The organism is Candidatus Planktophila sp. (assembly GCA_030681675.1).
In the GTDB taxonomy this organism is placed as follows: Bacteria; Actinomycetota; Actinomycetes; order Nanopelagicales; family Nanopelagicaceae; genus Planktophila.
This window is the reverse complement of sequence record JAUXRP010000040.1, coordinates 136,790-160,975: the sequence shown is the minus strand read 5'-3', so window position 1 is coordinate 160,975 and position 24,186 is coordinate 136,790. Positions and strand designations below refer to the sequence as shown.

Here is a 24,186-nt window from a genome sequence, read left to right as displayed (position 1 = left end):
GTATTTTTGCTTTGAAGTCAATTAATTTTTATATGAAAATAATTGATGCTTATCGTAAATTTTTCACTTACTTAGTGAGAGGCAGCCCTTCGAATAGCTTCAACTGCTACCGCAATATCACTAGAAGTAGTTGACCAATTACTCACTGAAACACGAAGCACGCTACGACCTTTCCATTTCGAACCAGATATCCACATTGAAGGATCATCAATTAATAGTGCGCAAATTTCATTTGTGCGAGCATCATTTTCAAATGCAAAACAGACTTGAGTAAAAGTGATGTCATTGAGTAACTCGCAGCCTTCAATTTTCGACAACTCTTTCGCCAATAACCTTGCATTTGCCACCAAGCGATCTACTAATTCAGCGATTCCACGCCGGCCAAGTGAATGTAATGCCGCCCAGACTGGAACGCCGCGAGCGCGCCGTGAAAACTCCGGCACCTTTTCCGATGGCTCCCCCATATCCCCTTCTGTCGGGATTAAATAGCTTGTATGCACTCCATACGTGCTACGTAAAACGGCGGGGTGCGCCACTATTGTTACTCCGCAGTCATAGGGAACATTCAATGTTTTATGTGCATCTGTTGCCCATGAGTCAGCTAGTTCGACTCCATCCAAAGCTGGGCGAAGAGTTGGCGAGGCTAAAGCCCACAGACCAAAGGCTCCATCGACATGAACCCAGGCGTTGTGTTTATGCGCCAGTTCAATCGCTTCGCGAAATGGATCGAATGCACCTGAGTGAAGATTTCCTGCCTGTAAACAGAGAATTGTTGGACCGCTCTCTTTCTCAAGCTCCGACTTAAGTGAGTCCACTCGAATGCGTCCTTGCGAATCAACGTCAATTTCAATCGGTTCACCTAATCCAAGATAGCGAAGAGCGCGATCGACCGTGTCATGTCTCTCCTTACCGACTAGAACACGAACGGAAGGTGCACCAAACAAACCTTTTCGATCTAAGTCCCAACCAACATCTGTTAAAACTTTTTGTCTGGCAGAAATTAATCCAGTGAAATTCGCCATCATTCCACCGGTTGGAAAGCCAACATCGGCAGTTAGTGGAAGACCCAAAATCTCTAAGAGCCATTTTGCGGCAATCTCTTCTACCGCCGCAGTGGTCGGTGTCGCAACTCTTGTTGCACCATTTTGATCCCATGTGCTCACCAACCAATCAGCCCCAAGAGCGGCTGGAAGGGTTCCTCCTATAACCCAACCAAAAAAACGACCTGACCCCATCGCCATCAAACCTGCTTCGCCAATGCTCGCAAGTTTTTCTACAACAAGCGAAGGATCTGTTGGACCTTCTGGTAAAAACGAAGTTAATGCCTCTTTTATCTCATCGGCCGTTTTGGCCGGGTTAACATCGCGGGTGGGAATCGAGTTGAGCCACTTTTGAGAATGTTTTACTGCAATATTTAGTGTCTCTTCATAGCTCTCGCCCGCTGCACTCATTGATATCCCTCTCCTGGAATCTGAGTCTGAAGGATATATCTCAGGAAAAGTTTTTTGCAACGCTTGTACCTTCGGGCTCGCTATGGTTAGAATCATTGAGCTTAGTACAACAAGTTTTTCGTCCTTGACTCACTCCCTCATAAACGGAGGTCCGATGGATCAATCCGATTCCGTCGTTCAACTGCTAGATAGCAATGGCTCATTCTCTAACGATTCACAATACATTTCAACATTGAGCGATTCAGAGTTAATTGATTTTTACCGAGACATGGTTTTAGTTCGTGCCCTCGATGAGCAAGCAACGGCGCTGCAGCGGCAAGGTGAGCTTGGCTTGTGGGCACCACTTCTTGGACAAGAGGCGGCACAAATTGGTTCCGCCCGCGCTATGAAAAAACAGGATTTTGCTTTTTCAACATATCGTGAACATGGGGTTGCGTGGTGCCGCGGAGTAGATCCAGTTGACATGCTTAGTTTTTGGCGGGGAACAAAGCATCAAGGATGGGATGCAAATCAATATCGCCTTTATGGTTACCAAATTATTATTGGAGCCCATGCATTACATGCAACTGGTTATGCCATGGGAGCTTACCTCTCTAGGAACACTGAAACCGGCGATGCGGAAAAAGATCAAGCAGTAATGGCCTACTTTGGTGATGGCGCCATGAGCGAAGGCGATGTTAATGAGGCTTTTGTATTTGCGGCTTCTTACCAAGCGCCGGTTGTATTTTTCTGTCAAAATAATCAGTGGGCAATCTCTGAACCAACAAGACGTCAAAGTCGAGTGCCCCTTGCATACCGTGCCGCAGGTTTCGGAATTCCCGGCATACGAGTAGATGGAAACGATGTCATTGCTTGCTATGAAGTTACCAAGCAGGCGTTAGATCGAGCGCGTTCAGGTCAAGGTCCGACTTTAATTGAAGCAATTACTTATCGAATGGGCGCACATACAACATCAGATGACCCCACCAAATATCAGGTTTTTAGCGACGTTGAACTGTGGAGAGATAGAGATCCAATCGAGAGATTAAAGGTCTACCTGCGCGCGAAAGGCGTTCTCAATAAAGAGTTAGAGAGTGAAATATCTGATGAAGCTGCCACATTAAGCGAAAGAATGCGCGATGAGTGTCGAAAGCTTCCAGATCCAAATCCACTATCGATGTTCAACCATGTTTATGCTGAATCCGATCTGAATATCGATGAGCAAAGGAGAGAAGTCGAAACAATTCTCTCTAGATCTCAGGATAATTAAAATGCCCCAACTCAGTATCGTTCATGCCCTCAATCAAGGTCTACATCGCGCAATGGATGCTGATTCCAAGGTACTTCTCATGGGAGAAGATATTGGCAAGCTAGGTGGTGTATTCCGCGTGACCGAAGGACTTCAAAAATCTTTTGGGGACGAGCGTGTGATTGATTCTCCATTAGCTGAATCTGGAATTGTGGGAACGGCAATTGGCTTAGCGCTCTACGGATTTCGGCCCGTTGTCGAAATTCAATTTGATGGTTTTGTCTTCCCAGCTTTTGATCAGATCGTTGTGCAGCTCGCACGAATGCGCTTTCGCTCGGCCGGTGCATTGAGCCTCCCCATCACCATAAGAATTCCTTACGGAGGTGGCATTGGCTCCGTTGAACATCACAGTGAATCTCCAGAGGGGTATTTTGCTGCAACCCCTGGTTTAAGAGTCGTTACATGTTCTAATTCAAATGACGCTTACTGGATGATCCAACAATCCATTGCTAGTGATGATCCCGTTATTTTTCTAGAACCAAAACGGCGGTATTGGCAAAAGAGTGAGGTCGACACTGATTTACATCTCAACGAAATATCGGCGTTGCATGAAGCAAGAGTTTTAAGCGATGGTTCAGATTGCACAATTATTGGTTACGGTCCGACCATTGCTACATGCTTGCAAGCTGCTCGACTTGCAGCTGAAGATGGAGTCACTCTTGAAGTTATTGATTTACGCTCTTTAAGTCCAATAGATATGCCTGTGTTAATTAAATCTGCTAATAAAACTGGTCGCGTCGTCATAGTTCATGAAGCTTCTCGCAGCGGAGGAGTTGGTGCAGAAATAGCTACACGCCTGAGCCAAGAGTGCTTTTATAAACTAGAAGCACCTGTGATGAGAGTGACAGGTTATGACGTTCCATATCCTCCAAGTCGAATAGAGGATGATTACTTACCAGATGCCGAGAGAATTCTCGACGCAGTTGAAAAGTGGATGGGTTATTAAGGTCATGGAAACTTCTGGTTCAGTTTTTGAGTTTCTACTTCCCGATGTGGGCGAAGGTTTGGAAGATGCCGAAATTGTAGGATGGAAAGTATCAGCGGGAGAAAAAATTCAGGTCAATCAACTTATTGTTGAGATCGAAACAGCAAAAGCTTTAGTCGAACTTCCAACTCCTTTCTCTGGCACGGTGCTTGAACTTCTGGTCCACGAGGGCCAAGTTGTTCATGTAGGAACGCCCATCATTCGCATCCAGTTAGATACAGAGAAGCCGTCGGTTGCACAAACCACCGAATTAAAATCTGAGCGCACCGAAATCTTGGTCGGTTCTGGACCTCGAAATGAGGAAACTTCGCACCGGAAACGTCTTACTCGAAACTATGGAATCAAAGTAGGAGCAGTTCGCTCCGATGCTCCAAAACCTCCGATACCAAAACCTTCAATACTTAGTGTGCCTGTACAACCATTAGAGGCTCCAGATTCAATAAATAGGCGGGTAATTGCATTGGCGAAACCTCCGGTGCGCAGACTTGCTAGAGATTGTGGAGTGGATTTACTCTCTTTAATAGGCAGCGGTCCCGAAGGTTCGATTACACATGAAGATGTTTTGGCCGCTGCCAACCAAATAAAAAATGGGGCTAATCTAAAAAATAAAAGCGTTAGTAATTTAAAAGAGACTCGTACCCCAATTCACGGAGTCCGGAAAGTTATGGCTGAAGCTATGGTAGCAAGTGCGTTTACCGCACCTCACGTAACCGAATTTATCACTGTAGATGTGACCAGTGCGATTGAATTGTTAGATCGACTTCGAACCTCACCTGAATTTTCCGGAATCCGACTCTCCATCTTGTCACTGCTGGCACGTGCAATGTGCATTGCAATGCCTAATACACCTGAGGTAAATAGTTTTTGGGATGCTGAATCACAAGAGGTAGTTACTAAACACTACATAAATCTCGGAGTTGCAACTGCAACCGATCGGGGATTATTAGTGCCCAACGTTAAAGACGCTGAACAATTGAGTTTTAAAAATCTTGCAAAGGCAATAGAAGAAGTTGTTGACGCTGCTCGTACAAAGAAAGCATCGTTAAGCCAGTTAACAGGTGGCACTATGTCGATTACTAATATCGGTGTCTTTGGAGTTGAAACTGGAACTCCAATCTTGCCACCTGGCGAATCGGCAATACTCTGCTTAGGTGCAATTGTCACCCGACCTTGGGTTGTGGGTTCTGAGATATTAGCACGGCAAGTTTGCACACTCTCTTTATCATTTGATCATCGCTTGGTCGATGGGGCGCAAGGTTCTAAATTTTTAACCGCTATCGCAAAATTATTACAAGATCCTTCTGCACTTATCGCGCCTTAATTAAAAACGTTTTAGTAACCCAGCCATTTTGGTGCTCTTTTTTCTTTAAATGCTCGTGGTCCTTCTTGGGCATCGGCACTTTTGTAAACCGAATCCCAAATTTCATTGGCCCGCAAGCGTCCAGTTCCAAGAGTTGATTCGATTGTATTTCGAACCATAGCTTTACCCGCAGCTACAGAAAGCGGAGCATTGGCGGCAATTTGAACTGCCATTTCTCGAGCAGTTTCCATAAGAGCCTTTGAGGCAACCACTTTATTAACCAAACCTATTTCTAGAGCCCTTGAGGCCGAAATTGGCTGGGCAGTTAAGAGAAGTTCCAGTGCGACACGAGGTGCAATTAATAAAGGTAAATGTGCTGCCCAGGGTGCGCCTCGTCCATGTCTTGCCTCTGTAATTCCAAAAGTTGCATGCTCGACTGCGATAACCAAGTCGGCCTGCTGAACTAAATAAAAACCTCCACCAAATGCCAGACCGTTTACCGCGGCAATAACTGGCTTTGGGGTCTTTAAATCGGAGATGAAATCATCCTCAGGAACTGTAAGTCGCTGATCAGACATTTCTTTTAAATCCGCCCCTGCGCTAAAAGCAATATCTCCGGCTCCAGTAATTATTAAAACTTTAGCTCTCTCATCATGAGTAAAGAGTTCAAGTGATTCTCGAATTCCGTTTCGTACCGCTGCGTTAAGGGCATTCCGAGCATCTGCTCTGTTTATTGTTATCGTCGCAATTGAATCGGAGACTTCATAAAGAAGTTGGCTATTAGAAGTCATTCGGCCTTCAAGCCAAGGTCTCGGGCAATCAAAATCTTCTGTACTTCGCTCGTCCCTTCTCCGATCTCTAAAATTTTTGAGTCTCGGTAGTGTCGTGCAACTGAGTACTCATTCATAAAACCATAGCCACCAAAGATTTGAGTTGCCTCGCGTGCATTATCCATCGCCGCTTCACTTCCAACTAGTTTGGCAATAGATGCCTGAGCTTTAAACTCTCTCCCGGAATCCATAAGAGCGGCAGCGTGATAGTAGGCCAGCCGTGCAATATGTGTTCGTGCCTGCATTTCAGCTATTTTAAATGCGATTGATTGGTGTTGGCCTATGGGTTTTCCAAAAGTTTTACGCTCCTTGGCATATTTCAGTGACTCATCAAGACAGCCTTGTGCCGCTCCCACCGATAAGGCCGCAATTGCGATGCGGCCTTCATCCAAACTCCGCAGGAAATTGGCATATCCCCGTCCACGCTCTCCTAAGAGATTGCTGGCGGGAACTCGCACATTGTTAAATGAGAGTGGGTGGGTATCGGATGCATGCCAACCAACTTTGCTATATGAGGGTTCAACGGTAAAACCTGGCGTTCCATTTGGCACGATTATCGTGCTGATCTCCTTTGATCCATCGTTCTTTACGCCAGTAACACATGCAACGATCACTAATGATGTAATCGATGTGCCTGAGTTGGTGATGAACGTCTTAGCTCCATCGATTACCCACTCATTGTTTTCCAACCTTGCCGTTGTACGCAGACCACTCGCATCGCTTCCAGAGTCGGATTCGGTAAGCCCGAATGCACCCAGTGATTGGCCGCTAATGAGTGGTTTTAAATACTTTTCTTTCTGCTCCTCGGTTCCCATCCGATAAATTGGCATAGCGCCGAGACCAACTGCAGCATCCAGTGTGATGGCAACGCTCTGGTCAATCCTTGCTAACTCTTCAATTGCAAGGCACAGCGATAGATAATCACCACCCATTCCTCCGATTTCTTCTGGAAATGGCAGTGCGAACAGACCCATCTCCGCCATTCCTTTTACGATTTCATAAGGGAAGGACTGTTCTTGGTCATGAAGTGCGGCTACAGGTGCAACAACTTCATTGGCAAAGGCTCGCACTGTTTCTGCGAGTAATTGATGCTCCGACGATAACTGCTTAAGGACTGAATCCATTATTTCTCCACCAATCTACTGTTACCAACTAGGGCTATTGCACTCTTAGATCTAATCTTTAATCCACTTTTTTCACTCAGCCACTTACTTGTCGCTAATAACTCGTCGAAATTAATTCCAGTCGAAATCCCAAGTCCATGTAGTTGCCATACAAGATCTTCAGTGGCCAAGTTTCCCGTGGCACTCTTAGCAAATGGGCATCCACCAAGCCCACCGATTGAAGAGTCGATGGTTGTGATTCCCTCCAACATCGCCGTTAACGTGTTAGATAGCGCCTGGCCATAAGTATCGTGAAAATGGACGGCAAGGAGCGAGCGCGAAATTCCGCGAGAATCCAAAGCATTTATTAGATCTATAACCTCACCCGGTGTCGCGGTGCCGATGGTATCGCCAAGTGAAATCTCCGCTACTCCATCTGCAAGTAATCTCTCTGCAACGTCGACTACTTTCCCGGCTGCGACTGTGCCTTCCCATGGATCGCGAAAGCACATTGATATGTATCCACGAACGCGAAGTCCAGCTTCAACAGCTGTTTTAATAACATGGCTGTATATTTCAAGTGAACCTGCGACACTGTTATTCAAATTCGCTTTCGCAAAAGATTCGGTGGCACTGGCAAAAATGGCTACTTCACGCAGACCTGTGTGTAGTGCACGATCTAGCCCGCGTTGATTTGGAACTAAAGCGCTCATGCGATGAGAAGATAACAATGGAGTTAACTGCGTTAGAAGTTCGTCGGCATCGGCTAGCGCCGGCACAGTGTCAGGTCGAACAAAACTTGCCACCTCAATCGCTGGAATACCTGAGTTAATTAAACGTCTTATTAACTCTGCCTTCGTGTCAGTCGCTAGAGTCAGAGCTTCATTTTGCAGACCATCTCGCGGTCCCACTTCATAAACAGTGACGGCCTTAGGTAAGCCACTTCGATCAAACATCTCCAACCACCTCTACTAATACCTGTCCCACACGCACTTTAGACCCACTGGAGACATTGCATTTAATAACGTGTCCTGGACGCTTTGCACGCACTATATGCTCCATTTTCATTGCTTCTATGACGACTAGTGGGTCACCGATTTTCACCAGATCTCCTTGTGAGACATTGATGGCGATAACCATCCCCGGCATTGGACTGACGATCCCTTCACTCAACGAATCACTCAAGCCTCTTCTCTCATTGACCTGTTTTATTAGCCAAGTACCAAAAGATCGATGGTGAATCCAGTAACCGGCATCATCGAGATATGAATCGACCTCTACCGTTGAGCTACTCGCGACTGCAACCCCATAGCGCACCCCATCGATATAGGCAGAAATCGTCGAGGTTGGCGAGCCGTGAATCCGCCATCCATCCGAGCGCCAAGACCCATGTACTGATGCCGACGTTGCAATTGCTGAGTACGCCGCCAAGATCTCGACCGGCGGATTCATTCGCTTGAACTCATGTGACTCGAGATAATTTGTGTTGTATTGAAAATCTTTAATCTCTGCGCGATTCAATAGCTCGATCAGAAAGTCAATGTTGGTTGTTACGCCTAACACAACAGTTTTTGACAGAGCATTGTGTAACTTGTTTAAAGCAGATATTCGATCATCACCCCGGCATGCGATTTTAGCCAGCATCGGATCAAATGAAGATGAAACTACCGTTCCTTTAATGATTGCAGAGTCGATAATTGCGCCAGATGTATCAGGAGTTTTATACACTCCAATAATTCCACCAGTTGGAAGAAAGCCGTTGTAAGCATCTTCGGCATAAATGCGTGCTTCTATGGCGTGCCCTTGTAAAACTCTTTGTGGAATTACATCTTTTAATTTCTCACCTGCGGCAATACGTAGTTGGCACTCGACTAAATCTAAACCTGTAATCAATTCAGTAACTCGATGCTCGACTTGCAGCCGAGTATTCATCTCCATAAAGTAGAAAACCTCGGGTGAATCCGCATCGACAAGAAATTCAATCGTACCTAAATTCTGATATCCAATCGCAGAGGTCAGCGCTAACGCAGCTTCACTCATTGTTTTACGGCTCTCGTTTGACATGTTTGGTGCTGGTGCCTCTTCTATTACTTTTTGATGGCGTCGTTGTAGTGAACACTCACGCTCACCTAAGTGCATACAGTTTCCGTGGTTATCGGCAACAACTTGAAACTCAATATGACGCGCATTCACTATGTATTTCTCTACGAGTAGATTGTCGTCACCGAATGCACTCTTCGCCTCACGACGGGCGATTGGAAGTACTCCCCGTAACTCATCAATATTCCTTGCAACGTGTAGCCCTTTGCCACCGCCACCGGCTGCAGGTTTTACAAGCAGAGGGAAAGCTAAATTACTGCAGGCCTCGAGCAACTCTTCATTTCCCATTCCTGAACTTCCTGCACCTGGCACAACTGGAACTCCTGCGCTGATCGCGTAATGTCGAGCGGAAATCTTCTCGCCCATCGCTTCCATAGCAAAGGCAGGTGGGCCGATGAATACCAAATTGGCATCAATACACGCTTGTGCAAATCCTGCATTTTCAGCCAAAAATCCATACCCGGGATGTATCGCCTCTGCGCCACTTTGCAACGCCGCTGTAATTATCGCCTCAATATTTAAATAACCACTTCCCTGTAAATCATCAAGTAAGTAGCTATGTGAAATTCGTTGTACATGAAGAGAGTTCCAATCGTCGGGTACAAAAACTCCAACTGATTCAATTCCAAGTTTCTCCAATGTAGAATGAATTCGAAGTGCAACTTCTCCTCGGTTGGCAATGAGAACTTTTGAAAACACCATTACATCCGAAAAATTCCGAAAGAGGTCTCAGGTAAAGGCGAAAGCCCAGAGATTGAAAGCGCTAAGGACAAAACACGACGAGTATCTTGAGGATGAATTATTCCATCATCCCAGATTCGTGCAGTTGAGAAATAAGCACTTCCCTCGCTCTCATATTTATCGCGAATTGGCGCTTTGAACTCCTCAATATCTTCCGTACTCCACTCCTGACCACGAGCGGCTAGTTGATCGCCCTTCACTGTCGCTAAAACCGAAGCGGCCTGCTCTCCACCCATAACCGAGATGCGAGCGTTCGGCCACATCCAGAGAAAACGAGGATCATATGCTCGACCGCACATCGAATAATTTCCAGCGCCAAATGAGCCACCGATAATTACTGTGAACTTCGGTACTCGCGCACAGGCCACTGCATTGACCATCTTGGCGCCGTGTTTGGCAATTCCGCCAGTTTCATATTCGCGGCCAACCATAAAACCTGAAATATTTTGTAGAAATACCAGCGGAATTTTTCGCTGATCACAGATTTCAATAAAGTGCGCACCTTTCTGCGCAGATTCACTAAAGAGAACGCCGTTGTTGGCAATAATTCCCACTTGGTACCCATCAATATGAGCAAACCCGGTCACCAGAGTTTCACCGAATTCGGCTTTGAATTCTAAGAAACGGCTTCCATCAACGATTCTGGCGATGACTTCACGGATGTCATATGTTGTTCGCGTATCGGTTGGGACAATTCCAAGAATCTCTTCCCCGTCGTATAAAGGTTGTTCAATTTCTTCATCGGGTATCAACCAACTCGCACTCTTAGGTACGGTAGAAATGATTGAGCGAACCGTCATTAAGGCTTGTCCCTCACTCTCTGCCAGGTGATCTGTTACCCCTGAAACACGTGAGTGCATAGCACCTCCGCCTAAATCTTCAGCACTAACTTCTTCCCCCGTTGCCGCTTTAACTAACGGTGGACCTGCAAGAAATATATGGCCTTGGCCTGCAACGATTACATTTTCATCACTCATAGCAGGAACATAAGCACCACCCGCCGTGCATGCTCCTAGGACGGCAGAAATTTGTGGAATTCCTGCCGCGCTAAGACGTGCTTGATTAAAAAATATTCGGCCGAAGTGATCGCGATCTGGAAAGACTTCATGTTGCATCGGTAAAAATGCTCCACCCGAATCAACCAAATATATACAGGGCAATCTATTTACGAAGGCGATTTCTTGAGCACGCAGATGTTTTTTCACGGTCATTGGATAATAGGTTCCACCTTTAACTGTTGCATCATTGGCAATGATCATCACCGCTCGCCCGCTCACCATTCCAATGCCAGTTATTAAACCCGCACCAGGTGCTTCATTGTCATACATTCCATGAGCTGCAAGCGGTGAAAGTTCTAGAAAAGGTGAACCTGGATCAAGCAGTTGATTAACTCGATCGCGAGGAAGAAGTTTTCCCCGCGCTTCATGGCGAATGCGAACCTCCTCCGGACCGCCGAATGCCGCTTTTGCCATATGCTCGGTAAATTCATTGATCAACGTTTGAAATGCCGCACTCTTTTCGTGGAAACCAGAATCGTGCGTATCAATCGCGCTAACTATCCGTGGAAAACTCATACGCCTCCGCCGTTGTAAGGCTTTCTAATATTAATAGGATAGCGGTTTTCTTGCTGTAAATGGAGGGCTTTAGCCCTCAGTTTTAAGTAGGGTGAAACTCCTAGCTCTTAAAACTACACTCTTGGCAAATTTTTGAAGTGGGATTACCTTTATGGGTGTCCAGTTCATTGAATTAACGAGGGAGAGATATGGACGAGAATTCGCAAGTAACTGCGTCAATTATTAGAGATTTCAATAATGCTTTTAATAATCATGACATCGATGCCGTTATGGCCTTAATGACAGATGATTGTATTTTTGAAAATACTTTTCCAGCACCAGACGGAACGCGACATGTAGGTCAGACTCAAGTTCGATTGGAGCTAGGTAGCTTTCTAAAGAGTTCACCCTTGGCTGTATTCGAAGAGGAGGAGTTGATTGCCTGCGAAAACCGATGTGTAGTTCGTTGGAGGTACTCATGGGGAGAAGGTCACGTTAGAGGAGTTGATGTGATGCGCGTACAGGGAGGGAAAGTGAGCGAAAAACTCTCGTACGTTAAAGGTTAAGTACTTGGTTTACTCTGAATTTGATCAAGTTTTCTAGAAAAGGCTTTCTACTTTGTTGAATCAACACCTAAACACTCGATTGAAAACACCGATTCAAAAGATTTAGTAGTCCCGAGAGTTGAACTATAAAATCGGAGACTAGTTAAGCGTGTTGACCAATCGATTAAAAACGCGTGGCAGTACTTGTGCAGCAGGAACTATTACTGGTCGAACCATTCGGTTAGAAGATGCCCACAGCAATCCATTCGTAAGCCAGCGATACGAACGGGTGATTCTTTGCCACTCGGCTTCATATCCACTTGTGTCATCGGCTACTACCGCACTTACCGCAGCTTGAGCTTCAGCGAAACCCACTTGCAATCCTTCCCCAGTAAGTGCATCGACGTAGCCCGCTGCATCTCCAACCAAAAGCACCCGACCTACTGATCTAGCACAAACACGTTGCCGAAGAGGACCAGCTCCTCGAAGTTTGCTCGCAGACTCTGCTCTTCCTAAGAGTTGTGTGAGCGCCAGAACATGCGAAACAACTTCATTAAAGTTAACTCCGTTCTTGCCAAGCACCGCAATACCAACCGTTTGGGAATTTGTCGGCGTCACATAAATTTCGGCATTCTTCACCCAGTACACCTCAACTAAATCAGACCACGGCTCGATATGAAAATGTTGTCGAAGGCCGAAACGTGAATTGGATGTGCTATCGCTAGGTATTCCTAACTTTAACTGACCCCTTACGGTCGAGTGCAATCCATCTGCACCTACTAGGTAACGACTCCGAATTCCCCCAGCTTCAACCCAAAGCTTCTCATTTACTATCGTGTCGACTTTTCCATTGATAAATTTTATTTTCTCCTGCCTTGCAAGTTCATGAAGAGATTCATGCAGTGTCGTTCGGCGCACACCTCTCCCACTGCCATGCGTAAAAAGTGCCTCTGCCTTTCGATTACCGGAAATATATCGAATGCCATGAAAATCCATCCCGGGCGGATCTATCCCAAGAGCCGTTAAGTGTCTTACTGCTTCTGGCATCAAGCCTTCGCCACAAGCTTTATCGATGTCGCCAGTACGTGGTTCAATGACCGATACTTCTAGCCCCGCCCTAGCGGCATGAATTGCGGTGACAAGCCCGACTGGACCACCGCCCACAACTAGTAAATCAATCATGAATTGCGGGGCAAAGTTGCTAGAGCTGCATTCTCGGTTCGGATACGGACAGAGAGAACAAAAAAGTTTAGTAGCGAAAATGCGAGCGCTGTTCTCCATGCAAACCCCACCATCGGCAGCGCGAAACCTTCGATGACAACGGCCACATAATTAGGGTGTTTAAACCAACGATATGGCCCGGCTTCAATCAAAGACTTGCCAGGAATAATCACAACCAAGGTATTCCAACGCTTTCCGAGCGAGAAAATGCACCACCATCTGAGTGCTTGGGAAGCAAGAGCCAAGAAGAGCATTGCCCAACTTACGAATGGAACGAGAGTAGGTCGGAAGAGCCAAACTTCTACGAGCGAACCTCCAAGTAGAAAAACATGGAGTGCAACCATATATTTGTAATGACTTCGCCCGAATTCAATTCCACCTTGATCAAAACTCCATCTCAGGTTTCGTTTCGAGATGATTAGCTCAATTACCCGTTCCAACGTCACGAGAAAAAGTAAGACCGTAAAGGCGATATATTCCATCAATATTTACCACTCCAACAAAACGAATTCGGAACAAAATCCTGGGCCCATTGCCAACATTAGTCCGAAGGTTCCCGGTGTGGGTTTCTCTACTCCATGTCCTGCCAGAATATCTCGCAGAATGTGTAAAACAGAGGCCGAAGATAAATTGCCATATTCTGCCAACGAAAGCCAAGAGATTTCGAGTTGTCCATCATGCAATTCTAAACTTTCTTCAATTGCGCGTAATACCTTTGGACCACCCGTATGGCTGACCCACTGCGAAATGTTTGACGTTGTTATTCCGTGATCTGCAAGGAACTCTCTTATCTCACCACCAATATTTTGAGCGACGATATCGCTTACTGAGGAGGTGAGAACAATGTGGAAACCATTGCCACCAATCTTCCATGCCATGGTCTCTTCTGTATCTGGATAAATCTTGCTCCTTGAGTCAATCACCCGCGGGCCCTGAATGCCCATTCGTTCTGCGCGCCGATTTCCAACCATAACCACGGCAGCGGCTCCGTCGCCAAATAAACCTGACGAGACAATATTTGCCATTGACATATCGTCGGCTTGCAAAGTGAGCGAGCAAAGTTCAACGGAGAGAAGAACTGCCACATCATCTGGATGACCAAGTAAATAGTCATGAACGCGAGCGATACCAGCTGCACCGGCCACACATCCCAATCCGAATATCGGCACTCTCTTCACGTCGGGACGGAAGCCCACAATTGAAACAAGCCGTGCCTCAAGTGATGGCGTGGCGACGCCTGTAACTGACGTCGCCATTATGTAGTCGACTTCCTCTGCGTTTATACCTGCCTCATGAAGCGCGGAATTAATAGCTTTTGCACCGAGTTCCAAAGCGATTCGAATAAAAGCATCATTTGCCTCACCAAACCCATTGAGTTCGATGTACTCGTCCGCAGGGAGTGCAAGGTTACGAAATTTGACTTCAGTGGCTTTGTGAATGCGTTCAATTAATGCAAAATCATTTCCTTGTGGCGAGACAATTTTTGCAAAGATATTTGTAATTTCATCTTGCGAATACCTGTGAGATCCCAGGACCCCATGCACTGATGCAACTACTGACATCCCACGAGTCTAGAGGGATATCAAGAAATGAGACAGTAAAAGATCTTACTTAAGAGAACCCATTACGGCGCCATCTGGAAAGGCGTCAGTATGTACCATAAGCGAATATTTGTCGGGTTGCTCGACCATATCCATCAAGATATTCGAATCTACATTCATGCAACTTTTATTCATCATATTCATATTGGCAATGTCAAACACAACAACATCCTCCTCGGAAGCAGTCACCTGAATGTGCGCTTCAGTCATTCCCGTCATACGTTTTGTCATAATCGAATAGCAAATTTCTTTGAAATTCTCATTTACCGTAAAGGTTCCGGAGGCAGAGCCATCCGCTAACCCGGTCACCATGCCATCGGTTCCCATAGGCATATTTTCACCAGAGGCATCAACTGAGAGATCATGAAAGTTTTGAGCGGAAGAAGTCGAACAGGCGGATAATACGCTAGCAAAAATTACGATAGTGATTGCTAGAATTATTTTAGTGTGCTTCATCTATTCTTCTCTCTGGTGCGACTAATTAATGCAATGGTGTCACAGTTACTAATGAAAGCCTATCTCTTTAAAGTGATACTTAATCACCTCAAGACGAGAATGAAGCATTTATTATTATTATTAAAGGTCAAACAATGTTAGAAATAAGTAGATGCACGCTCGGAATTAATTTCGTCCAGTTTTGAAGGAAGTATTTCTATTGTAATGGGAGAAGAAGTGCGGTCTAATGAGAGCAACAGAAAGTTGGTCTCATGATTACTTTAGGAATCGTACTTTTGATTTTGAGTCTAGTAACCGAAGTTTTAATTTTGAAAAGCTTGGGAATCATATTGATTTTCGTTGGGGTAATCTTTGTTTTATTGGGTAAATCTGGACGCTCAGTTGGTGGTCGCAATCACTATTGGTGAGTGCAAAGAGATTCTGCGAAGGAATGAAAATGGGTTCTGGGAAACCCTGATCTTGCTAGTTTAAAGAGTGTCTGCCGCAAAAATTCGCTCAGCATTTTGGCGCTTCGAAAATAGTCGATTAAAAAACTACTTGAGGTTCGGGAGCAAATATAAGACACTTAATTACGAGAAACTAGACGGAGGAAAACGAAATGATCAAAAGAACAATTATTCTCCTTACCGCGGCGACACTCACTATTGGATTGGCACCGGGGGCGCAAGCCAAAGAAATCACAAAACTTGCTGTCACTGCTATAGGTGCTAATCACATGGGCGGAACTGGTGCGATGAATGGTTCAGCTAAAGGCACTTTTATTCTCAACTCAAAAAAATCTACCCTCTGTGCAAACGTCAAGACTAAAGACTTAACCGACGTGAAAGCAGCTCACATCCATAAAGGTGCAAAGGGTGTAGATGGTCCACCTTTTATTACCTTCGACATATTGAAATTCAATAGCGCATCACAGAATTGTGTCACCGTTGATAAAGCACTCTTATTAAATATTTCAATGTACCCAAGCATGTATTACTTCAACGTACACACCAAGGACTATTTTGCAGGCGCTGTTCGTGGACAGTTGGGTAAGAAGAAGTAAGACATGAATATTTAAAAAGATGCACATCTACCAAATGCACACTCTCTCCTACCGATGGGATAACAAATCCTCCGACTTGAGAAGAATGTCGATAGCCAGCTTGGGTTACCGCAATTTCAAAACTAGGAGTAGGGACTTCATCCTTAGGAACTTTCAACACCCAAGTAAAGGTGTCAACATGCTCTGCAGAGTATTTGCATTGTCCAGGTATTCCCGGCAAAGAGAAGCTGTCGGTAAATTGAACCATCCATTTATCCCAGCCTCCGGTTGGTGTCGAAGTGAATTGCCCACCTGAAATCTCCAATGAGACCAACCGGAAAATTGGGTCATCATCATTGACGCTCAGAACACGAATTGTTGGCATTGCTGGCAATTCAACGCGAGGAGGCCATCTCGATAAATACAATTTTCCACCGTATTCATTGGCAGATGGGATAAAGGAAGTATTGGAGTAATTCACCTTCCATTGATTCTGGGACATATATTTCTTTGAGTACCAAGGTGAAGTCTGAATTTTCTCTGGGTTGAGTGAGTTGTATTTGAAATTAAATTTGTAGCCCTCTGAAGTTGGAATGGGGAAATCGCCCCCCTCAACCGCATAGTGAATTTAAGCAGTTGAAATCTTCACTGTATAGATTTCAGGGTAGGTGTTCTTGGTTTAATCTCGGAGCGGGTGCACGCGAAGGTGTCCTGTTCAATGCCTGGGCTTAATCAGTCAACGATGTGTCGAGAAATCACAAGAGTGGGTTGTGCGGGATTTGAACCCCAAACCTGCTAATCGGTAGAAGAATTGCGCGACAAGATCCAGCAGATATGCCGACTCTCTTTTTTACGTTTTTCGCTAAACTAGAGTTATGAACAACTCAATCTTCGTTAATCTTCCAATAGAGAAACTGAACACGTCTGTCGAATTCTTCACCGAGCTCGGCTTTACTTTTAATCCACAATTCACCAGCGAAGATTCAACGTGTATGGTCGTCGGGCAGAATATTTTTGTAATGCTTCTTGAAAAAGCAAAGTTTTCAACATTCATCGATAAACCAATAGCCGACAAGAGTACGGTCGAATCGTTAATTGCTCTCTCTTGCGAATCTACTGACCAAGTGCGCAACCTGTGTGAAAAGGCCTTCTCTCTCGGTGCGCGGAGGTATAAAGAGCCTGACGTTCATCCTTTTATGTTTGGTTGGGGCTTTGAAGATCTCGATGGACATATCTGGGAACTTTTCTGGATGAATCCAGAACATATTCAATAGAGACGAGAATCTCGCCGAATACATACTTCAAGCATCAAAAGAATTTCATGCAAGATTGAGCGACTTTTCTACGGATCAATTGCCAGTCAGGAAAAGTTCAAGGGAATCCAAGTAGCTTTCCATCCCTGCTTGTGCAAGCTTTTCTTCGCCTTCGGGTAGGGTTCCAAATTGGGAGAATTTAACCCAAGACTTTTGGTCATGGTCTTCAAAATCGAGGACAATTAGATGTGATGGAGTTTCAAAATCTTTAATTTCAAACTCATCCTTTGATTGGGTGTAATGAAGAGTGTGTTCAATCTTTTTCAACTCTTCGATCTTGAGGTATTTACCGAAGAAGTAGGCAATAAAACCGTGCTCTGGAACTTCAACACCACAGGACCAAAGGCCTCCAACTTTCAATTCGGAGGTTGTAGCGCCCTTTAGAGATTTCAAATCCGTTGGGTGATACCACTCTTCAAGTTCTTCCGCAGATGTCCAAGCTGTCCATAACTTTGAGATTGGTGCATGAACGGTGCGCTCTACTGAGTAGAGAAATGGTTGTGTCATAATTCTGAGATTACTTGGTTTCCGGCTTATAGGTCCAATCTTGACGCACCTAATTGTTCAGGTTGTCTGCCGATTTAATGTTGCCTGTTGGGGAGATTACTTAGGTTTCTGAAATAGCGGTAAGCATGCTGCGGCTAATTGATCGAGATGACTGTGGATATATCTGCAATTTTGGCAGCTTGCGTAACTCCGACGGCCTCTTCTGCATAGTTCATCGTGAGCGCCGTAACCAAACTTCGCGCCCCAGACCGGCATGGGCGCGAGAGTACTTGCGTAATGCCGCTTCTCCGTCCTTGTGCCTAAGCAAGTCGAATCTAAATTGAGCCATATTCAAGCCTACAAGAATCTCCGATTTTCGAATGATTTATGAGTAAAGTGATTTTGGGTTTCAAGCGGAGTAATACCTCCGCAAAAGTGCGCGAGAAGGGATTCGAACCCCCAACCTTCTGATCCGTAGTCAGATGCTCTATCCGTTGAGCTACTCGCGCATATTTAGTTTTATTGAACCTGCGCATCCTACCTTCTTTTCAAGCCCTTCCAAAATGTGAAAACTAAGCGTAAATAATGCACAAAGGGCACTGGAATTATCCAGTGCCCTTTGTGAATGTTACTTAATTAACCAACTTTTTTCACACGTCCATCAAGTGCTGGAACTTGTGTAACTTTGCCGGCTGCCATATCTGCCTTTAACGCATCCACAAATACATCAAGTAGTGCGCCTTTGACTTTAGCTTTTGCAGGTGAGAATACATTCAGATATCCATCTCCACCATAAATGATGAAGTCAAGGGTCGTGAGTGTGTATTCAGTACTGTCTTTTGCAATCGGCGTTCCATCATTCTTCGTGACAGTAACGATGCGAGCGCCGAGTGGCTTAGAAGCATCGAATGTGAACTTGAATCCAGAAATCTGTGGGAAACGTCCATCACCTGGATAGTTTCCACCAACACCATTTTCAAGTGCGGCCCAGAGATTTGTTCCCGTTACAACTGTTGTCGCAACTTGGTTGCCAAATGGATATACCGTAAGTGCATCTCCAAGTGTTACATCGAGTGGACCGGTACCAGTTCTGACGAGAGCGGTATTGACCGGAACATAATTCTTCGCCGGGAATGTGTCACGGATTCCGCCTCCGTTAGAGATTGCAAAATCAGTCTTGTACTTTGTACGAAGGAGATCTGCAATGTAGTTACCCATTGGGTTCTCACCAGAGCGTTCAACTGCAGGGGTACCACCTCGTGGGAATACTCCTGATACTGAACCGATTTTGACATCAAGCTTTCCAGTGAGCTGATCCTTGTATTTCTTTACAAGTGCTGCGGCCGTTGCATCCTGTGTTGTTATGGTACTAACTACTCCAGTATTAATTGTCGGTGCGGCAGACTTCAATACATGCTGAAGAGAAGATCCGACGATTTTGCCATTCCTGATGCAGATTTGGCTACGAGTATATTCAACACCTGAATTACGGACCTGACCGAGAAGAACCGGTGCCTGTCCACGAGCGGATGAAGGAATCAGAGTAGAGAAAGTTTGATGACTGTGACCACCGTAAATAGCTGCCGCTCCCTTTATTTGAGCAGAAAGGCTATTGAATAAGCCTTTGGCAACGCCGTCAGAATTCTCAGTCCATCCTTGGTGTATCACGACGATGACAATCTCAGCGCCTGCCTCTTTGGCATCTGCGATAGATTTATTGATTCCAACTACTCCCGGGTCGATTTCAATCGTTGCCTTTTTACCCGATGCGTCGATGTAATCAAGGTTTCCTGGAAATACTTGCTCAATTGTCTCTGGGGTGTTTGCTCCAACGACACCAATCTTGATTCCACCTCGGTTGATAATTGTGTAAGGCTTTGCAGCCTTTTCCCCCGACTTTAACGCGGCTAAAGATGCAGCTGGATAATTCGCCACAACCCATTGGAAATCAGATGCACCTATGATTTTTTGTAGGTGAGTAAGGCTTCGATCGTGTTCGTGGTTACCAAATGATGAGGCGTCAACCTTCATCAGATTCATAGATTCAATAGTTGGTAGCTCTTCAAATTCAGTTGAAATTGGTGGTGCAGCACCGATGTTATCTCCTGATGCCACAGTAAATGTTGCGGCAGCTACAGCTCGGTCTGCGGCAAAGTTACTCACAAACAGTGGGGCACCAAATGAGTTCCCTGTCTCTATTGCGCCGTGAAAATCACTAAACTGCAAAATCTGCACAGATCTATTACTAGGAGAAGAAACAGTTGATAATTGAGCGGCAGTAAAACTTTGCTTAGATGCTCCAGGCTTTGAAAAACCATAGGAATTGACTGCCTGAACTGTGGGAGTTCCCGCAGGTTGTCCAACAACTACAGGCATTGTTACAACTGAGTGATTCTGAGCAGGCACATAGATTGGGCATGAGCCCGCGCCGGCAGAGACAACATAACCTCGTACTTCTGGAGTTACATTTGTTGCAGGTACCCATTTAACTACTACGCCTCGAGCGCCGATGTATGAAGTGACATTTGTAGGTGCACCAGGCAGTGAATAAATCTCTGCCTGTGCAGTTGGAATGAGAAGCGCGGTTAAGAGTGCGGTGGCTGTGGCGAGTGCGCCCCAGCCTTGGAATTTGCGTGATGTGCTGGTTTGTTTCATGCCTGAATCTAATCAGAGGAAACGTAGCTTCACTAAACACGCATGTAACGAATTGGGTTCGAATCTGTGAGTTGAGTTACAAACCAGCTAACTTTAAAAGTTCGTTGCGGTCAACACTCTTAACTCGAGGTTTACCTTTTGGCTCACCAGCTGCAGTTTCTGCTTCATTAATGCGTTGCCAGCACAACTGGTCAACTACTACTTGGGTGGTTAACAACTTTTCAATGCCGATGTCATTTTTCGGTTCGCTTAAATCAGAAACAAGTAAGTCAATTACGGCCGCGGCATCTGATTTATTAGTACCGATAACCCCTGATGGTCCCCGCTTTGCCCAACCAACGACATAGATATTCTCATTTACGCGGCCATCGATATTTACAACCTTGCCATTTTCATAAGGCACGCCATTAATTGGTGCAGCTTGATAGCCAATTGCAGTAATAACTAATCCGCACTCAATAGTGACCTCGCCGGTCGGAGTCGAATACACAACGCCTTCAACTCGATCGGCGCCAAGAATCTCTTTCGGTGTGTGCTGAAATAGAAAGTGCATCGTTCGTTCGTGTCCAGACTTTTGTGAATCGGCAATTAACACCATCGCATCTAAATTACTCTTCACATCTTTTTCTGGCGCTTCACCTGCACGCACGATTGCAGCGTCAATGTCATTGCGTGCTATAACCACATTGGTGTGCTCTAGTTTTGGAAGCTCCCGAAGCTCGGGAGATGTAAAGGCTGCATGTTCTGGTCCTCGGCGAGCGCTGATGTAAACATCTCGAATCGAGCTTTTCTTCAAAGCATCTATTGCATGATCTGCCGTGTCAGTTGGATCTAATTCTGTTGGCTCAAGGGCCAAAATACGTGCAACATCCATCGCCACGTTCCCTGCGCCAATCACTACAGCGCTTTCGCAATTAAGTGGAACATCTAGATCTGCAAAATCAGGGTGAGCGTTATACCAAGGTACAAAATCGGCTGCAGAGATTGAGCCGTATAAATCCTCGCCGGGAATTCCAAGTTTTTTACCAATGGAAGAGCCAGTGGCAATGATTACCGCATCATACTTTTCAGCTAACTGAGAAACGGTTATATCTGTACCTATTTCAACATTAGCAAAAAGGCGGAAATTTGGATCCGCAGCTATTTTCTCAAAAACTTTAGAGACAGTTTTGATCTTTGGGTGATCGGGTGCAACTCCGCTTCGAACTAAACCCCATGGTGTTGGAAGCCGCTCAATCATGTCGATCGCAAATATGCGATCCTCGTTTTGTAAATTGTGTAGAGCTTGCGCTGCAAAATAGCCAGCAGGTCCGGCACCGATAATTGCCACTTTATACCTAAGCATCACGACTCCTGACTTCTATTAAATTCTATTTACCTGCAAAGAAAAGATGATGCAGAACTCCAAAGACATCACTACTTTACCTCATTGTTCATGATTAATTCTAAAAAATAGTTTTCTTCTTTTAAATAGCGTTTACTGCCTATCCTTTCAAGATGTCACGTGTTAACATAATAAAATTATGGATATTGTGCAGACTCAAAGGTTAAACACTCTTAGATTAGGAAAATCTATTCCTCGCCCAGAGTATTTGAGTGACCGTGGTCGTCTTATTCATGGTCCAACTCCACCAGGTGGTTCTGTGCCCTCAAAAAGGAGTACGGATTTATCGGCATCAGAAGTAGCAGAAGTAATTGAATTGATCAGTAATGGAAGAAAATCTAGAACTCCAGTTACCATGCCTGAAAGGCTCAAAGCGAGGTCCTGGAAATCGGTTGAGGAGGTTTTACTCATCTTGGAGTATGCCTTGGGCTGGGAAGGTGCGGGTTGGAAAGTTGGTGCGGCAAGTTTGGATGTTCAAAAGGCTGAAAATATGCCAAGCCCCTCACCTGGAAGATTATTCACCCGTTCAATATTAGAAAGTCCAGCGGAAGTCTCCTCTGAGTTTTTTGTAAATTATCGATTGTGCGAGTGCGAGTTCGCATTTCAGCTTGGTATGGATTTTCCTGCACGGCAGACCCCTTATACGGAATCTGATCTTCGTAAGGGGATTGATTCTTTAATGCCTGTAATAGAAATTGGTGACTCTGTCTTTGAAGACTGGTATAGCTTAAGTGGCTACTTTGGGGGAATGTATGACAATGCGGGCGGAGCGGCATTTGTTATTGGCGAAAAAATAAAAGATTGGCAGGAGATTGATCTTCCACAATCCACTTTAGATATCTATGTAAATGGTTTTTACATTAAATCGGGCCAGGGATACCAAGCGATGGGCCATCCCGTTACTAGCCTTACATGGATGGTGAATTGGGCTCGAGAGCGGGGAAGAGATGTATTTGCTGGCGAGTACATCAGCACAGGGACTTGTACGGGCCACTGTTTTGTACAGCCCGGGGACTTGGTGAGTGTGGACTTTGCGGATTTAGGTCTGGTAGAGGCAAAATTTGTCTAACTCTCCCTCACTTTTTACAGCGCAGGAGTTAGAAAAGTTTGCTACTGGCGTATTTGTTGGCATGGGTGCGCCTCTGGACATCGCCGAATCAGTCTCAAAGTCCTTGGTACTCTCAAATTTAGTCGGACATGACTCCCACGGTGTCATTCGATTGGTTGAATACTCTGGTTGGGTTGAAAGTGGTGCACTCATTCCAACCGCTAGGCCTGTTTTATCATGGAGCAAAGAGGCAACAGCTGTAGTTGATGGGGCGTGGGGATGGGGGCAGAGCGCCTCCTATCTAGCCACAGAAAAAACCATTGAATTAGCTAAAAAGTACGGAACCGCTTCTGTTGTTTTAAGCAGGTCAAATCACGTTGGCCGACTTGGTGAATACGTAGATTTAATGGCTCAAGAAGGGCTAATGGGAATAGCCTTTTGTAATACTGGCGGTCCGATAGTCGCACCCTGGGGTGGAGTTAAAGGCGTTCTTGGAACAAATCCCTTTGCCTGGGCCGTTCCTGGTACAGATGCTTTTAATTATGTTTTAGATTTTTCTACGGCGGTCGTTGCAGCTGGCAAAATTATTCTCGCAGGAATGAGCGGTGAAAAGATTGAGCCGGGAGCCCTCATCGATAAAAATGGCCAGCCCTCAACGAATCCTCAGGATTTCCATGATGGCGGTTCGCTCATTGCATTCGGTGGACATAAAGGCTCAGGCCTCTCAGCGCTCATCGACGTTGCTGCTGGGATACTCTCGGGTAACATGCCAGCCGCGATTTCCAACAGTGGTTTCGGAAATGGCACAGTTTTTATCGCCCTAGATATCTCGTGTTTCATCGATGTTGGAAGTTTTAGCCTGATTGCCCAACAATTTGGATCAATTTTCCATGGCTCTGCAGCCGTTTTCGGGGAGCGAGTTTATTTGCCTGGAGAGTTGGAGTATGAAGTCAAGAGCAAACGGAACCTCGAAGGGATCGCTATCGACTCCGAAGTTCTCCAGAGCTTAAAGACAGTGGGCGAGCGATATGGAATGCCAGCTCTGAAAATTAAGGAATAGTTACAATAAAACTTCATTGACTCCTTGTTGTTGCATGTGACTCAC

Annotated in this window: 23 protein-coding genes and 1 tRNA gene; 9 read left to right on the top strand and 15 right to left on the bottom strand. The window is 45.4% G+C overall.

From position 1 onward, the window contains the following. Nucleotides 1-71: 71 nt before the first annotated feature. Entirely contained in the window at nt 72-1,451 is a 1,380-nt protein-coding gene (locus tag Q8K48_07850; GenBank protein ID MDP1852309.1) for an aminotransferase class V-fold PLP-dependent enzyme, read from the bottom strand. A 154-nt stretch (nt 1,452-1,605) separates the two neighbouring features. Between Q8K48_07850 and pdhA the strand changes: the two genes are divergently transcribed. Genes pdhA through Q8K48_07835 form a run of 3 tightly spaced genes read left to right on the top strand, consistent with a single transcriptional unit; the run spans nt 1,606 to nt 5,045 of the window. Beyond that, a complete protein-coding gene (gene pdhA / locus Q8K48_07845; protein ID MDP1852308.1) occupies nt 1,606-2,700 on the top strand; it encodes a pyruvate dehydrogenase (acetyl-transferring) E1 component subunit alpha in 1,095 nt (364 codons plus the stop codon). A gap of 1 nt (nt 2,701) precedes the next feature. Continuing rightward, on the top strand, nt 2,702-3,685 hold the full coding sequence (locus Q8K48_07840; GenBank protein MDP1852307.1) for an alpha-ketoacid dehydrogenase subunit beta: 984 nt from the start codon (nt 2,702-2,704) through the stop codon (nt 3,683-3,685). Further along, nucleotides 3,639-5,045 carry a dihydrolipoamide acetyltransferase family protein gene (locus Q8K48_07835; GenBank protein ID MDP1852306.1) on the top strand — a complete coding sequence of 469 codons (1,407 nt, stop codon included), beginning with the start codon at nt 3,639-3,641 and terminating at the stop codon, nt 5,043-5,045. Before Q8K48_07840 ends, Q8K48_07835 begins: the two co-directional genes overlap by 47 nt. An 11-nt stretch (nt 5,046-5,056) precedes the next feature. On the opposite strand, the gene Q8K48_07830 is transcribed toward Q8K48_07835, so the two are convergent. Genes Q8K48_07830 through Q8K48_07810 form a run of 5 tightly spaced genes read right to left on the bottom strand, consistent with a single transcriptional unit; the run spans nt 5,057 to nt 11,372 of the window. Next, entirely contained in the window at nt 5,057-5,815 is a 759-nt protein-coding gene (locus Q8K48_07830) for an enoyl-CoA hydratase-related protein (GenBank protein ID MDP1852305.1), read from the bottom strand. Further along, complete coding sequence (locus Q8K48_07825; GenBank protein ID MDP1852304.1) at nt 5,812-6,978, bottom strand: acyl-CoA dehydrogenase family protein; 1,167 nt, start codon at nt 6,976-6,978, stop codon at nt 5,812-5,814. Before Q8K48_07825 ends, Q8K48_07830 begins: the two co-directional genes overlap by 4 nt. Then, nucleotides 6,978-7,913 carry a hydroxymethylglutaryl-CoA lyase gene (locus Q8K48_07820; GenBank protein ID MDP1852303.1) on the bottom strand — a complete coding sequence of 312 codons (936 nt, stop codon included), beginning with the start codon at nt 7,911-7,913 and terminating at the stop codon, nt 6,978-6,980. The genes Q8K48_07825 and Q8K48_07820 overlap by 1 nt, the downstream gene beginning before the upstream one ends. Next, a complete protein-coding gene (locus tag Q8K48_07815) occupies nt 7,906-9,759 on the bottom strand; it encodes a biotin carboxylase N-terminal domain-containing protein (GenBank protein MDP1852302.1) in 1,854 nt (617 codons plus the stop codon). Before Q8K48_07815 ends, Q8K48_07820 begins: the two co-directional genes overlap by 8 nt. Further along, entirely contained in the window at nt 9,759-11,372 is a 1,614-nt protein-coding gene (locus Q8K48_07810) for a carboxyl transferase domain-containing protein (protein MDP1852301.1), read from the bottom strand. The genes Q8K48_07815 and Q8K48_07810 overlap by 1 nt, the downstream gene beginning before the upstream one ends. Before the next feature lie 188 nt (nt 11,373-11,560). Here Q8K48_07810 and Q8K48_07805 point away from each other — a divergent pair, with 188 nt between their 5' ends. Continuing rightward, nucleotides 11,561-11,917, top strand: coding sequence for a nuclear transport factor 2 family protein (locus Q8K48_07805; protein ID MDP1852300.1), 357 nt, complete (start codon nt 11,561-11,563; stop codon nt 11,915-11,917). A 138-nt stretch (nt 11,918-12,055) separates the two neighbouring features. Here Q8K48_07805 and Q8K48_07800 read toward each other — a convergent pair whose 3' ends face one another. The 4 genes from Q8K48_07800 to Q8K48_07785 are packed head-to-tail and all read right to left on the bottom strand — an operon-like array spanning nt 12,056 to nt 15,174. Next, nucleotides 12,056-13,078 (bottom strand): FAD-dependent monooxygenase, encoded by a 1,023-nt coding sequence (locus Q8K48_07800; protein ID MDP1852299.1) that lies wholly within the window; start codon nt 13,076-13,078, stop codon nt 12,056-12,058. Further along, nucleotides 13,075-13,599: an isoprenylcysteine carboxylmethyltransferase family protein gene (locus Q8K48_07795; GenBank protein MDP1852298.1), complete on the bottom strand. Its 525-nt coding sequence runs from the start codon at nt 13,597-13,599 to the stop codon at nt 13,075-13,077. The genes Q8K48_07800 and Q8K48_07795 overlap by 4 nt, the downstream gene beginning before the upstream one ends. 6 nt (nt 13,600-13,605) lie before the next feature. Then, the gene (locus Q8K48_07790) at nt 13,606-14,679 is read right to left on the bottom strand and encodes a hypothetical protein (protein ID MDP1852297.1); all 1,074 of its coding nucleotides are present in this window, start codon (nt 14,677-14,679) and stop codon (nt 13,606-13,608) included. A 45-nt stretch (nt 14,680-14,724) separates the two neighbouring features. Next, nucleotides 14,725-15,174 carry a CHRD domain-containing protein gene (locus tag Q8K48_07785; protein ID MDP1852296.1) on the bottom strand — a complete coding sequence of 150 codons (450 nt, stop codon included), beginning with the start codon at nt 15,172-15,174 and terminating at the stop codon, nt 14,725-14,727. Between the two features lie 251 nt (nt 15,175-15,425). Between Q8K48_07785 and Q8K48_07780 the strand changes: the two genes are divergently transcribed. Together Q8K48_07780 and Q8K48_07775 are read left to right on the top strand one after the other, a co-directional pair. After that, nucleotides 15,426-15,581, top strand: coding sequence for a DUF6131 family protein (locus tag Q8K48_07780; GenBank protein MDP1852295.1), 156 nt, complete (start codon nt 15,426-15,428; stop codon nt 15,579-15,581). A 191-nt stretch (nt 15,582-15,772) separates the two neighbouring features. Beyond that, on the top strand, nt 15,773-16,216 hold the full coding sequence (locus tag Q8K48_07775; protein MDP1852294.1) for a CHRD domain-containing protein: 444 nt from the start codon (nt 15,773-15,775) through the stop codon (nt 16,214-16,216). Here Q8K48_07775 and Q8K48_07770 read toward each other — a convergent pair. Then, nucleotides 16,152-16,697, bottom strand: coding sequence for a hypothetical protein (locus tag Q8K48_07770; GenBank protein MDP1852293.1), 546 nt, complete (start codon nt 16,695-16,697; stop codon nt 16,152-16,154). The two genes, Q8K48_07775 and Q8K48_07770, sit on opposite strands and share 65 nt — an antisense overlap. A gap of 373 nt (nt 16,698-17,070) precedes the next feature. On the opposite strand from Q8K48_07770, the gene Q8K48_07765 reads away from it, so the two are divergent. Next, nucleotides 17,071-17,469, top strand: a complete 399-nt coding sequence (locus Q8K48_07765; protein ID MDP1852292.1) for a hypothetical protein — start codon at nt 17,071-17,073, stop codon at nt 17,467-17,469. A 75-nt stretch (nt 17,470-17,544) separates the two neighbouring features. Here the strand turns inward: Q8K48_07765 and Q8K48_07760 are convergent, their stop codons facing one another. From Q8K48_07760 to Q8K48_07745, 4 genes are all read right to left on the bottom strand, one after another. After that, nucleotides 17,545-18,015, bottom strand: a complete 471-nt coding sequence (locus Q8K48_07760) for an SRPBCC domain-containing protein (GenBank protein ID MDP1852291.1) — start codon at nt 18,013-18,015, stop codon at nt 17,545-17,547. Between the two features lie 415 nt (nt 18,016-18,430). Further along, a tRNA-Arg gene (locus tag Q8K48_07755) sits at nt 18,431-18,503 on the bottom strand. Between the two features lie 127 nt (nt 18,504-18,630). Then, nucleotides 18,631-20,649, bottom strand: coding sequence for a 5'-nucleotidase C-terminal domain-containing protein (locus tag Q8K48_07750; GenBank protein ID MDP1852290.1), 2,019 nt, complete (start codon nt 20,647-20,649; stop codon nt 18,631-18,633). 76 nt (nt 20,650-20,725) lie between these two features. Beyond that, nucleotides 20,726-21,994, bottom strand: a complete 1,269-nt coding sequence (locus Q8K48_07745; protein MDP1852289.1) for an FAD-dependent oxidoreductase — start codon at nt 21,992-21,994, stop codon at nt 20,726-20,728. Nucleotides 21,995-22,172: 178 nt separating this feature from the next. Between Q8K48_07745 and Q8K48_07740 the strand changes: the two genes are divergently transcribed. Together Q8K48_07740 and Q8K48_07735 are read left to right on the top strand one after the other, a co-directional pair. Next, a complete protein-coding gene (locus Q8K48_07740; protein MDP1852288.1) occupies nt 22,173-23,102 on the top strand; it encodes a hypothetical protein in 930 nt (309 codons plus the stop codon). After that, nucleotides 23,095-24,141: an Ldh family oxidoreductase gene (locus tag Q8K48_07735; GenBank protein MDP1852287.1), complete on the top strand. Its 1,047-nt coding sequence runs from the start codon at nt 23,095-23,097 to the stop codon at nt 24,139-24,141. Before Q8K48_07740 ends, Q8K48_07735 begins: the two co-directional genes overlap by 8 nt. Nucleotides 24,142-24,186: the final 45 nt, after the last annotated feature.